Here is an 11,329-nt window from a genome sequence, read left to right as displayed (position 1 = left end):
GGCGTAGCCCCCCGCCCTGAAGGGAGCCCGCTAGCGCGCAAGCAATACCTGCGCGCTAGCGGGCTCCCCTCAGGGCGGGGGGCTACGCCGATATAATCTTGTCAGTGATCACCGCGTCGCCAGATGAAGCCGTCGAGGACGTAATGCGTTAGTTGAGGCAAGGCCAACAACGGTACAATTAGTGCCAGCCAGCCTGAGTTTGTTAGCGCGGGTAATTGCTGAAACGGGCCGAATACGCTGGCATGATCGCGCCAGACGAGGCCATCCCAAAGACCTTCTTCCAGATAAGCCAGTAGCGCCAGAAAGCCAACGAACAGAAATGCTCCCCATATTTTCGCCTGTAGTGGCGTCGGCATGGTGCGGCGGTTGCTCACCCAGATTAGCGCCATGTACGGAACGCCGTGGGCTACCACGTTGAGCAGCGTAAATGTCAGGTCGCCGTTGAACCAGACGATGCCCACGTACCACGAAAGCGCCGTGCCAAGCACTAGCCCTTGTTTGGGTACGTTCCACTGTCTATGCCGGATAAACTGCCGGATTTCCTGCCCCACATAAGCGAGAAGCAGACCGGCGTAAGCCACGCCCAACACAAGTTTGATCATGTCGGTCACGGGTGTTGGCAGCGCAGGTTGCCAGAAATCGCCATCGACAAACCAGTTGAAATTGCGGTTAGGTGACAGATGCCACCACAGAATAGGGTAGAGGGTCGCAGCGTAGATAGTCAGCGTGTCGAGGCGGGTTGTTTGCGTGTAGCGATTATACAGTTTCAGGAACCCATACTGCTGCCGGATGAAATGGAACACGGCCACGTAAGCCAGTCCCCGCCAGAACCAGTTGGCCCCAACACTATACAGCAACGTACCCAGCACGTAGCACAGCACCGGCACCAGCAAAAACGTCATCTTCTGCCGCCGGAACCGCGCCGAATCAGCATAGGTGCGGAATAGTGTACTGTACACATGCGCCACATCGATGAGCAGCACCAGCCCGACCCAGGCCGCAACAGGCATGGCACTGCTTTGGCCGTACTGCTCAGGCAACAACGCTACCACACCCAGCGCCACAAACGGCGGAGCTAGGATAAATGCAGTATCGTAAGCCGGTGATTTGATCCAGGAGGGCATGGTGTTCAAACGTGTTTGTGTGGGTATTGCTTCGCGTGTTACTGGCTTCCCACTGTAGGTTGCTGTCGCGTGGCCCTTCGACAGGCTCAGGGTGACAAAGCACATCCAAATGTTGATGACCAACTTGGTTGGGCTTGTCACCCTGAGCCTGTCGAAGGGCCGCGCGTCAGCAACCTACAGCGAGAAGCCGAACTATATACCAATTTCCAGCATCCCCTTCGCCGCGCGGATGCCTTGTGCGAAGGCTTCTTCAAAAATAGAGATGCCACTTAAATCGCTGTGCGCAAAATAGATGCGATGTTGAATGGGCATACTGGCTTTCTGACGTGCAGCACCCCAGATAAAGCCGGGCGTTGGCGAAATCATACCGTGGCCCCACACCCAAACATTGGCTTCGCGCACGTAGGCCGACAAACCTGGATGCGCCGTTTCCAACTCTGTTAACGTCTGTTGTAACCAGGCTTCACGCGTGGTTTCGTACGCCCGTCGACGTACCTGAGCCGGGTCATTGCCGGTTAGCGGCCGGTACACGGTGAGCACCCGCTGCGCACTATCGGTCAGGTGCTGATGACTGGCCGACACGTACCCAACCGATTCGGTGCCGTACAAAACGTTATCCCAGCAAAGTGTGGGTCCGGTGGTGTGGGGCAGGGCCTCGACGGTGAGGTTCACCACTACCCAGGGCGCGTAGTGAAACCCGGCGGCTGTTCGGGTCGGATCAATGCCAGCCAGCAATCGATTGGCCACAAACTGCGGAACGGCCAGCAATACCTGCTTTGCCCGAATAACCGTTTGCTTGCCCGTAGGTACGTTGGTCACCGACACCCGAACGGTATTGGCGTCGGAGAGGTCCAGCGCGTAGGCAACAGTCTGGGCACGTACGGGTGAATCGGCCTGTTGGCGAAGCTGATTCATCAGAAACGCATTGCCTTCAGGCCAGGTCAGCACGGCTGACGAAAGCGTGGCTCCACTGCCATCGACGCCTGTGCCTTTGCGCGACGCGAAATAATGCAGCCCCGCCCAGGCCGATGTTTGGTCGGGCGTGCTGCCAAAATCGTCTTTGCAACTGTAGGCCACATACCAGCGCAGGTACGTCGAGGTAAACCCCTGCTGATCGAGCCAATGTGTCATCGTGATTGCATCCAGTTGGCGGTACGCCGGGTCGGCCGACGAGCGGTCGAGGGGGATGGAGAAGGCGTCGCGGCCGTCGTTGCCTTTGGCTTTTTTCAGCGACTCGATCAGGGCGAGAAACCGTACAATCTGCTGCTGGTCAGCTTCGGGAATACCCTCTTTTGGTATCAGCCCATCCTGCCAGCGACCATCCAGAAAAAGTCGTTCTTCGGGATCGTGGCAAAGATGGTAGTCGTTATAAATCGGCGTTCCGTTCGCCGTAAAGCCCGTAATCGTCCCGGTTTGGTGCAGAAAATCAATCAGTTCGGAATGCCTGGAGTCAGGAACAGGCAGGTAATGCGCCCCCCAGGGATAAGCCGATATGTCGTTTTTTCCGCTACTAGAATTGCCGCCGGGTTGCGCTTCCAGTTCCAGCATCAGCACATTCCGAACGCCTGCCCGCCACAACCACCGCCGCGCCGACAGTCCCGCAATACCTCCGCCAATAATCACCACGTCGTATTCTTTCGGCTCCACATCTGTGGCAGGGGTCAACGCTTGCCGAAGCCAGTGCCCTGCCTTCGCATTTGGCCCCAGCAATTTTCCAGGTACGTTGTTCCAGTCAACGTTTGCAGCCAACGTACCTGACGTATCACCGCCCGCCGAGGTCGCACAGCTTTGTATCAGGGGTGGTAGCGCGAATACGCTCAGTGCGGTGGTTTGTATAAAGTGACGTCGGTTCATATGGTTGTCTTTACCCTCACCCCCAGCCCCTCTCCCCCTACGGGAGAGGGGAGTCGCTTCGGCGTAGCTCTGCTAGTTAGCGAAGCTGCTGTAGAGTAGCCCCCCTCTCCCAACGTGGGAGAGGGGTTGGGGGTGAGGGGTTACTGCCCCGCCGCGCCCCAGTCTTCTTCGAAATACTGGACCAGCGATTGGTTGTTGAGTTTATTGAGATCAGTGGGTAACTCGGCCATGTCGGGGGGAAAATCGCGGAGGCGGCGGAGGCTGTTGGCGTCGATAAAGCGGAGGCCCAACGGTACGGTTTGGGTACGTGGTCGGGGCGTGTCCTGCAACGATGCCAGTACGAAGCCCCACTCGCCGAACGACGGCACGTAGGCGTGATAGGGTAACGTCTGGAATCCTTCGGCCTGCATCGTGTGCACCACGCACCAGAACGACCGCCGCGCCAGAAATGGTGACGTAGACTGCACCACCACGACCCCGCCCGGAGCCAGCCGCTGCGCCAGTTCGCGGTAAAAAGCCGTGCTGTATAGTTTGCCAATCGAATAGTTCGACGGGTCGGGGAAGTCGACAACCACCACATCGTAGCGGGCCGTGTCGGAACGTACCCAGCCGTAGGCATCGGCGTTAACGACCTGCACCTTTGGCGATAGCAGCGACCGTTTGTTGAGGCTGGTTAGTAGCGTGTTTTCTTGGAAAAGCCGCGTCATGCCGGGGTCCAGATCAACCAGTTTTATCTGCTCAATCTGTTGGTAACGAAGTAGTTCGCGTACCGCCAGTCCATCGCCACCGCCAAGCACAAGCACACGTTTAGCCGTGGGGTTTGTCTGCATGGCCGGATGCACCAGCGCTTCGTGATAGCGGTATTCGTCGGCTGAACTGAATTGGAGGTTACCATTTAGAAAGAGCCGCAGGTCGCGGGCGTTGCGGGTGAGCACAATGCGTTGGTAGGGCGTGCTTTTGCTGTAGATCACCGAACTCTGGTACGTCGCCGCTTCGGCAAACCCCATAATCCGCTCAGAACCGGCAAAGCCTGCCAGCAGCGCCAGAGCAGCCAGTCCCGCTGCCATCAGTAAGCCGCGTCGGAATGGGCGGGTTTCGGAAAATTTGAGCAGTAACCACACCGCTACACCTACGTTGAGCAGGCCGAAGAGGAGGGAGGTGCGCACCAGCCCGAGCATGGGTACCAGCACCAATGGAAAAATCAGCGACGCCAGCAGCGCACCGATGTAATCGAAGGTGAACACGCGCGACACCAGATCGCGGAAGGCCACGCGGTGTTCGAGAATGCGCATGAGTAATGGAATTTCGAGGCCCACCAGCACGCCCGTCAGGCCCACGAGCGTGTAGAGCACCACCCGAAACGACACCACGTATTCGAACAGCACGAACAGGAGCGGCGCACTGAATCCACCGACAAGGCCGACCAGAATTTCGATGCGGACGAACCAGCGCAGCAAATTCCCATCGAGCTTATTGGACAGCCACGAGCCTACGCCCATCGCAAACAGGTACGTGCCGATGATGGTCGAAAACTGCGTAACGGAATCGCCCAGGAGGTAGCTGGCCAACGTACCCGCAATGAGTTCGTAGATCAGCCCGCAGGTGGCAATGACAAAAACCGACAGTAACAACAGCCATTGCCGCGACGATTCCTGCTCCGCTATCGCTCCCCCCCGTCTGCTGCCCGACTGTGTTGGCTGATCAACCATGCGACGCCATGCCGACGATGAAGGCTACGGCCAGCATAAAACCAGCGGCCATGATCGCCAGGGCCACGTTTTTCTCCTCGACGATCTTTTTCCAGAGATGTTCCGGCGCCAGTTTTTCGATCACCACAAACGAGATAACCAGGATCACGATGCCGATCAGCGAGTACACAATTGAGGCAACGATGGCCTTCATGTTCAGGTATTCCATGCAAAAAAGGGGTTTATTTATGATAAAAGCCGGTCCGTCCACGATAGCCGCCGCGCCCGCCTGAACTGGTGCCGTAGCCATGTTTTTCGGTCTCGTAATTGTCGTCGCCAAGCAGACGGTTGCCCGTAAATTCAGACCAGGCAAAGAAGCCCAGTAGCATAAGCACCACGCCAAAATAGATCGGCGATTTTGTGATAGCGGAGATGATCTTTGGTAGCATTACTCTTCTTCCTCTTCTTTTGGTCCGAAATCACTTTGTTGCCAGCGTAAACTTTCAACGCCACTCCGTCGAATCAGGATGTAGATTGGATAGAGCAGTAGCAACCCGATCAGCAACAACACGTTACTGATCAGCGACGTGTTTTGCCCTACTTTCACTGAGAAAGAAAGCTGTTGGCCGTATTGGGTATAGGGCGACATTTCCAGATGGTATTGCCCCGAGGGTATTTTCGAGAGCGTAGCTGAGCTTTCGGTGCCGCCTTCAGTCCAGTTCTCACCATCTGAATAGCCGTGGTAATATTCGACCGCTTCGGTAAAAATGTACCGCTGATTAGTCTGTTCATTCACCAGTTCGGTGGCAAACTCGACCCATGTATTATCCACGTTGGACTTGAATTCAATATCGAGCGCTGTTGGCCCTGTAACCGCAAACGACTGACTACGAACCATTTTTGGTGTTGGTTGAGATTGGGCAACCCGGGTCGAATCGATGGCGCGTTGGGCAGGATCCGTGAAGGTACCTGACTGAAAAAGCGCCGCACTGGTAAACGTCTCGGTATGTACCATCTTCGCCGGCCGAAACATGAGATTGACAATATGAATGCCAATCACGGCAACAATGGCCAGTAGCGTCAATTGCCAGATGCCGGGCCAGCGTTCGGCAAATTCGTTGGGTTGAATGGCCCCAACGCCAGAAGGGTCGGGCAGGCTGTGCTTATCCAATCCGAACGCTTTAGCAACGTCTTTTTTTGACACATACGTTGCCTCGTACCAGTCGTCCCGCCGAAAAGCCGTTTCATGAACCAACATTTTTGGCGGGTCAATATACTCTTCGATGGTCAGCAATTCATCGTCCAGAATATTCCAGTCGAACTCACCAGCGGCTGTGACCAAATCGGCCTGGTATCGGGCATAAAGCCGGTATTCATCGGCGTTACTGGTGTACGTCGCTTTGTCGTCGATCGTCGTTATCGTATGCGGGTTGGCGGCGGGGCCAATCCACATCCAGTGCCCGTTGAACTCGGCGAGCTGGCGGGTGGTGCCGTCTTTCAGCAGCAGCATATACTCGCGCCACTGATAACTGGTGCCTTTTTCCTGCTTCACCATAAAGCCCACCACACGTACCCATAGGCTGTTCAAATACCCTTCGGTACCGATAGCAATGGATATATTTTCGTTTTGTTTGGGACGCGGGAAATCAACGATCTCTGGCTTGTTCTCGTATTCGGCCTTGAACAGCTTTTTGCAGGTTGGGCAACCGTAAAACGAGCTGTTTGGGTCGTAATAGGTCAACTCGGTCTGGCAGTTCGGGCAGGTAACCGTGTCGGGCGCGGGCCAGGGCTTGGTATCGGTGGGTAACGAGTCGGTCATCGGCTAACGGTATCGAGGGTGAGTTCCGTACCCGCAAAAGCCCGCAGGGTTTCGGCATAAAACAGACGCACTTTTTCTGAATTGTCGCGCAGGTAGTTCGACAGAAACACGTCGAACGTAGCCCGACCAAATTCGGGCCAGGTATGAATCGACACATGCGATTCGGTTAAACAGACGACCGCCGTAAACCCGCCATTCTCGAAAGAATGATACGCTTCGCCCACCTTGGTTAGTCCCAACTCCATAATCAGCCTATCAAATACCGCACGGCAGGCCGAAACGTCGGTCAGCCGGTCAACGGGTGCTTCGAACGTAGCCAGTACATGTAAACCGGGTTGGTACGTATTCATGACACAAGTATAGTCGTTTACAACACGTGTAGGTAATCGGTTTATGAAGAATGGCTTAAACGGCTGAACAAGCTTGATTATGGGTGGTTTAGTGTAGGACAAACCCAAAACCATGAAACCGTACCTTATTCTCGCCTTGCTAATTGGCTTTGCTGCCTGTAATCGGTCACAATCAACGAATCAGTCAACGGTCAAGGCTGATAGTACGCCTCCGAAAACTGGGCAAACGAGCTTCTATACCACCAAAACACCATCCTACGATGGCATTGGTCGAGTGTATCTGGGTCGGGAAATTTCGCAGGTAATGGGCCACCTCGGTGCCGAATGGCTTGAGCGTCCCGAACGCGAGCAGGAAGAACGCACCGATCTCTTGCTGGCCGCGCTTGACCTGAAACCAACCGACGTAGTGGCCGATATTGGTGCCGGAACTGGCTATTTCAGCTTCCGGCTGGCGCGGGCCGTACCGCAGGGGAAAGTGCTGGCTGTGGATATCCAGCCAGAAATGATCGAGTACCTCAACGACGGTAAGAAGAAAGAGAACGTACCCAACGTGGAGCCTATCCTTGGCACCATCACCGACCCTAAACTCCCCGTCAACAGCATCGATATAGCCCTGATGGTCGATGCTTACCATGAATTCTCGAATCCCCGCGAAATGGGCATTGCCCTAGCCAAAGCCTTAAAACCGGGTGGCCGCATTGTGCTGGTCGAATACCGCGCCGAAGACCCGAACGTACCCATCAAGGAGCACCACAAAATGAGTGTAGCGCAAGCCACCCGCGAGATGACCGCCCTCGGCCTGACACTCTTGAAAAACGACCCCCGCCTCCCCCAGCAACACGTGCTGATTTTTGGGAAGAAGTAGGAGAGAAGGGTTCAATGTTTAATGTTCAATGTCTAAAGTCGCTTCGCTGATTAGCAGAGCAATTTTAGACATTGAACATTAAACATTGAACTTTTTTCAACACCCTTTCCAACCAATTCATGGCCGGGCTGCACTTTGTCGTGTAGTTAACCGAAAACCATGCTTCGCCTGGCCACTTCATCTGACATATCTGAACGCGAGTTGGTCGACCAATGCCTTGGCGAACTGACGGTGGACCGGCGGGCGGCGCAGCGGACATTGTATGACCGGTATAAGCGGGCGATGTACTCGACCGCTTACCGGATTACCAATGACCCCGATCATGCACACGATGTGTTGCAGGACGCTTTTGTGGAGGTTTTTCGCAGTCTGGAAAAATTCGCGTTCCGGTCGACGCTCGGGGCCTGGATCAAGACGATTGTGGTGCGGCAGGCCATTCGGAAACAGCAACTCGAAGGTCGGTTCGAAACGATCGACGAAACCCGTCACGATCAGCCCGCCGTGTTGCCCGACACCATGACGGGTGCGGAGCTGGACGTGGCCATCCGATCGCTGCCTAATGGGGCGCGGACGATCTTTTTGCTGGTGGAAGTAGAAGGATATATGCACCACGAAGTCGCCACAATGCTGGGCGTTTCCGAGGGTACGTCGAAGTCGCAGGTTAGCTACGCGAAGAAATTACTTAGACAGCGGCTATCATGAACGATCTCTTATCCCGCCTCCCCGAATACGAGCCCCGGCCCGACCTCTGGAACCGGATCGAAGCTGATCTGGAATCAGACGAGCGGCTCGCGCAGGTAATCAATGAGCTACCCGATTTTGAACCCGAAAATGACCTTTGGGCACGAATAGACGATGCACTTCTGGCAATTGAACAAGCGCCTGACGAATCGCCCGTCATAGCTCACCCCGCCACGGAGCCAACTCGCCGCCTTGGCCAGGTACGTTGGCCGGTTTGGCAAGTTGGCGTTGCTGCTGCCTGTCTGCTCGTACTGGGTACGTGGCTGTTCAGGTCTTGGGCTAATCAGCCTGTTGAACGTATCGAATATGCGGTAGAGCAACAAACAGAATGGACATCTGGCGACGTGGAGACAGCAACCGATAGCCCGGATGACCAACGCGCCGAGGAGTTCATCAAGCGTCAGTGCGAGGAAGAAGCCCTGGCCTGTCAGCGGCCCGAAGTGCGCGAACTGCGGGCGCAGCTAGGTGAATTATCCGTAGAACAGCAACGCCTTGCCGACGAACGTGAGCGCTTCGGCGACGATCCTGCACTGGTGCGGGCGCAGGTAAAACTCGAAAATCAACGGGCCGACGTAACCAAAGAACTCATAACGCTCCTGCGATCATGAACCGACTCATTCTCTTTTTCTTGTTGTGGATTCCCTTACTGAGCCGGGCGCAAACGCCGGTGCAGGTGGTGACGAAGGTGGTGGAAAAAGACTTGCCCTACACCGCCGGCCAGCCGATCAGAATCAACGCCCAAAAGGCCGACGTTACCATCCGTGGCTGGAATCGCCCAACCGTCTCCATCAAGCTTCGGCTGGTGGCCAAACACCCCGACAAAGCTGTGGCCGAGCGTGAAGTGGCCTATCATCAGTACACGCTTCAGGCCAACGGAAACGCCCTCGACCTGTCGAACCGAGTGGTTGTATCGGGTGGTAAGGCGCAGAGTCAGTTGAAAGCCATCTATGAGGTGAACGTACCTGAGAAAGCCCTGCTGACTATCGGTAATTCCTTTGGCGACATTAGCCTGCGCGGCCTGTCGGGTGAGGTGACGCTGAAATTCGAGTTCGGTAAACTGACACTCGACGACATGGCGGGCAAGCTCACGATCACTTCCAGCTATGGCGATATCGAAGGGCGCTCTATCGACGCGCTGCTGACGCTCAAATCCGAAAAAGCCGACATGGTGCTGCGTGACCTTGGCGGAACGTGTCGCATCACAAGCCACTACGGTAAGCTATTGGTTCAGCCGAATCCGCAAACGATGAAGGCGTTTTCGCTGGAAGCCGCCCGGGCCGAAACCACCATCCAGACACGAATCATCACCGACTTCCGCTACGACGTGATCGCCACCTACGCCGACATCCGCGTGCCCGACGGCGTAACGGATGACCTGAGCAAGTTTGGCAGCAAGCAGACATTCACCTATGAGCCGCCCGGCCGTAAAGTAGAGCTGGTTATTCGGTCCAGCTATGCCAATGTGTTCATTCAGAGCGATAAAGTCTTCGTTAATCGTTAATTCCTACAACCATGTACTCACGTTTACATTGCTTCCTGAGTGGATTACTATGTCTGCTCCTCATCACTCCGTCGATGGCTCAGGAATGGTCGTTCGGCCCCAAAGCCTACCTCGGCCTGAGCCGGACGCTAACCGTTGGCGATAATGCCGTGTTACCAATTGGAGCTATCTCTACCGTGGCCGATGGCGATCAGGCGGGTAGCGGATTAGGCGTATTTGCCCGGTACGACCGGCCGCGCTGGTATGCCGAATTCAACGCAATCAGGGGTGGTAGTTCGTTTGCCAACCTGAGTGTTATCAGTTCTATGGGCGGGGGACCGATTTATCCCCGTACACGCCGAAACGATCTTCGATTGATCGCCGGTTATAAGCCCCTGCCCTGGCTGCGGCTCAGCGCTGGTGTAGTTGGTGGGGTCAACAAGTGGGAACAACGCGACTACACGGCTGATATCAATCGGTTGGAAGCACAGGCCCAAGCCGAACAAAACCAGTCGGTGCGTGAATACTGGCAGGGTCAGGCCAATCAGTACCGCCTGAATACGATTGCATCGGCTAGTTTGAAGCGAAACCTACTCGAAGCACAGGTAGGTATCGGTACCGATATAGGTGGCTTCACGCTGGACCTAACCTATAACCCCGGCCTTTCTCCGTCTGTCGATGGTGTTGACTATCAACGACGTACCTACGCCATTCAGCAACGGTACGCGTTCTGGTCGTTGGGGGTAGGCTATAAACTGTTTCCTCTGAAAAGCCATTTGCTGGCCCCCCGCAAGAACAAAGCCTACGCCCGTATCCAGCGCGATATTCCGTTCATCCGTAATGAATTCAGCGTGGGCGTGGGTATCCTGCTCGAAGACATAGGTAGTGAGTTTATCTATGAAAACCGCTACACTCGGTATGTACGGCCGCGCCTCGGCTGGACGGTTGGCCTGACCTACATGCGTGGCCTGAGTGGTTTTGAACCGGTACCTTCTTCAGCCTTTCGAACCGGCGGTTTCTCAGCAACCAACACGGTCTCTCTGTTGGCCGGTGCTCGGGTACTCCCTGTCTATAGCCGTCAGCATCGCATTGGTTTGACGGTTAGTGCCCAACTGAGTTATGTTGGCGGGGGAGTAAGTAGTGGCGGTAGTTACCGCACCGTAATCGTCAATGGACAAACAACGGCAATCAGGCCGGTGAACCTAACAGCCAGTTCGCGCCAGGACGGATTTGAGGCCGCACCACAGGCCAGCCTTGATTACCAGTTCCTACCCACCGACCGGCTGGCCATTGGCCCCTGGCTACGCGCCACCCCAAATTTTGGTTCATTCGGTTTACAAGCCGGATATCGGTTTTAAAAATCGTATCAGCGTACCATCCGGCTACCGTAGAGACGCAAGATTTTGCG

At 55.5% G+C, this 11,329-nt stretch carries 12 protein-coding genes; 5 read left to right on the top strand and 7 right to left on the bottom strand.

The features are described from left to right. Window positions 1–101: 101 nt before the first annotated feature. From ACAW87_RS25565 to ACAW87_RS25535, 7 genes are all read right to left on the bottom strand, one after another. Window positions 102–1,124: a hypothetical protein gene (locus tag ACAW87_RS25565; protein ID WP_370726513.1), complete on the bottom strand. Its 1,023-nt coding sequence runs from the start codon at window positions 1,122–1,124 to the stop codon at window positions 102–104. Between the two features lie 192 nt (window positions 1,125–1,316). Next, entirely contained in the window at window positions 1,317–2,978 is a 1,662-nt protein-coding gene (locus ACAW87_RS25560) for an NAD(P)-binding protein (protein WP_370726512.1), read from the bottom strand. A gap of 140 nt (window positions 2,979–3,118) precedes the next feature. After that, window positions 3,119–4,687 (bottom strand): polyamine aminopropyltransferase, encoded by a 1,569-nt coding sequence (locus ACAW87_RS25555; protein WP_370726511.1) that lies wholly within the window; start codon window positions 4,685–4,687, stop codon window positions 3,119–3,121. Continuing rightward, a complete protein-coding gene (locus ACAW87_RS25550) occupies window positions 4,680–4,895 on the bottom strand; it encodes a DUF350 domain-containing protein (protein WP_370726510.1) in 216 nt (71 codons plus the stop codon). The genes ACAW87_RS25555 and ACAW87_RS25550 overlap by 8 nt, the downstream gene beginning before the upstream one ends. Window positions 4,896–4,908: 13 nt before the next feature. Beyond that, a complete protein-coding gene (locus ACAW87_RS25545) occupies window positions 4,909–5,115 on the bottom strand; it encodes a hypothetical protein (protein WP_370726509.1) in 207 nt (68 codons plus the stop codon). Beyond that, entirely contained in the window at window positions 5,115–6,485 is a 1,371-nt protein-coding gene (locus ACAW87_RS25540) for a DUF4178 domain-containing protein (RefSeq protein WP_370726508.1), read from the bottom strand. Before ACAW87_RS25540 ends, ACAW87_RS25545 begins: the two co-directional genes overlap by 1 nt. Continuing rightward, window positions 6,482–6,835 (bottom strand): S-adenosylmethionine decarboxylase family protein, encoded by a 354-nt coding sequence (locus ACAW87_RS25535; RefSeq protein WP_370726507.1) that lies wholly within the window; start codon window positions 6,833–6,835, stop codon window positions 6,482–6,484. The genes ACAW87_RS25540 and ACAW87_RS25535 overlap by 4 nt, the downstream gene beginning before the upstream one ends. 112 nt (window positions 6,836–6,947) lie before the next feature. Between ACAW87_RS25535 and ACAW87_RS25530 the strand changes: the two genes are divergently transcribed. The 5 genes from ACAW87_RS25530 to ACAW87_RS25510 all read left to right on the top strand — a co-directional run bounded on the left by ACAW87_RS25530 (window position 6,948) and on the right by ACAW87_RS25510 (window position 11,279). After that, window positions 6,948–7,700: a class I SAM-dependent methyltransferase gene (locus ACAW87_RS25530; RefSeq protein ID WP_370726506.1), complete on the top strand. Its 753-nt coding sequence runs from the start codon at window positions 6,948–6,950 to the stop codon at window positions 7,698–7,700. A gap of 159 nt (window positions 7,701–7,859) precedes the next feature. Next, window positions 7,860–8,402, top strand: a complete 543-nt coding sequence (locus ACAW87_RS25525) for an RNA polymerase sigma factor (RefSeq protein ID WP_370726505.1) — start codon at window positions 7,860–7,862, stop codon at window positions 8,400–8,402. Next, window positions 8,399–9,049, top strand: coding sequence for a hypothetical protein (locus ACAW87_RS25520; RefSeq protein ID WP_370726504.1), 651 nt, complete (start codon window positions 8,399–8,401; stop codon window positions 9,047–9,049). The genes ACAW87_RS25525 and ACAW87_RS25520 overlap by 4 nt, the downstream gene beginning before the upstream one ends. Beyond that, window positions 9,046–9,942, top strand: a complete 897-nt coding sequence (locus tag ACAW87_RS25515; RefSeq protein WP_370726503.1) for a DUF4097 family beta strand repeat-containing protein — start codon at window positions 9,046–9,048, stop codon at window positions 9,940–9,942. Before ACAW87_RS25520 ends, ACAW87_RS25515 begins: the two co-directional genes overlap by 4 nt. 11 nt (window positions 9,943–9,953) lie before the next feature. Continuing rightward, window positions 9,954–11,279: a hypothetical protein gene (locus ACAW87_RS25510; RefSeq protein ID WP_370726502.1), complete on the top strand. Its 1,326-nt coding sequence runs from the start codon at window positions 9,954–9,956 to the stop codon at window positions 11,277–11,279. Window positions 11,280–11,329: the final 50 nt, after the last annotated feature.

Origin of the sequence: Fibrella aquatica, from assembly GCF_041321135.1 — a bacterium.
Lineage (GTDB): Bacteria > Bacteroidota > Bacteroidia > Cytophagales > Spirosomataceae > Fibrella > Fibrella aquatica.
Note: the sequence above shows the minus strand (reverse complement) of the source record. Positions and strands in the feature narration are given on the sequence as shown.

Bases quoted from the DNA above. Each gene is read 5' to 3' on its own strand.
- ACAW87_RS25550 (WP_370726510.1), bottom strand. From the start codon at position 4,895: ATGGAATACCTGAACATGAAGGCCATCGTTGCCTCAATTGTGTACTCG.
- ACAW87_RS25545 (WP_370726509.1), bottom strand. From the start codon at position 5,115: ATGCTACCAAAGATCATCTCCGCTATCACAAAATCGCCGATCTATTTT.
- ACAW87_RS25535 (WP_370726507.1), bottom strand. From the start codon at position 6,835: ATGAATACGTACCAACCCGGTTTACATGTACTGGCTACGTTCGAAGCA.
- ACAW87_RS25515 (WP_370726503.1), top strand. From the start codon at position 9,046: ATGAACCGACTCATTCTCTTTTTCTTGTTGTGGATTCCCTTACTGAGC.
- ACAW87_RS25530 (WP_370726506.1), top strand. From the start codon at position 6,948: ATGAAACCGTACCTTATTCTCGCCTTGCTAATTGGCTTTGCTGCCTGT.
- ACAW87_RS25510 (WP_370726502.1), top strand. From the start codon at position 9,954: ATGTACTCACGTTTACATTGCTTCCTGAGTGGATTACTATGTCTGCTC.
- ACAW87_RS25525 (WP_370726505.1), top strand. From the start codon at position 7,860: ATGCTTCGCCTGGCCACTTCATCTGACATATCTGAACGCGAGTTGGTC.
- ACAW87_RS25560 (WP_370726512.1), bottom strand. From the start codon at position 2,978: ATGAACCGACGTCACTTTATACAAACCACCGCACTGAGCGTATTCGCG.
- ACAW87_RS25565 (WP_370726513.1), bottom strand. From the start codon at position 1,124: ATGCCCTCCTGGATCAAATCACCGGCTTACGATACTGCATTTATCCTA.
- ACAW87_RS25520 (WP_370726504.1), top strand. From the start codon at position 8,399: ATGAACGATCTCTTATCCCGCCTCCCCGAATACGAGCCCCGGCCCGAC.
- ACAW87_RS25555 (WP_370726511.1), bottom strand. From the start codon at position 4,687: ATGGTTGATCAGCCAACACAGTCGGGCAGCAGACGGGGGGGAGCGATA.
- ACAW87_RS25540 (WP_370726508.1), bottom strand. From the start codon at position 6,485: ATGACCGACTCGTTACCCACCGATACCAAGCCCTGGCCCGCGCCCGAC.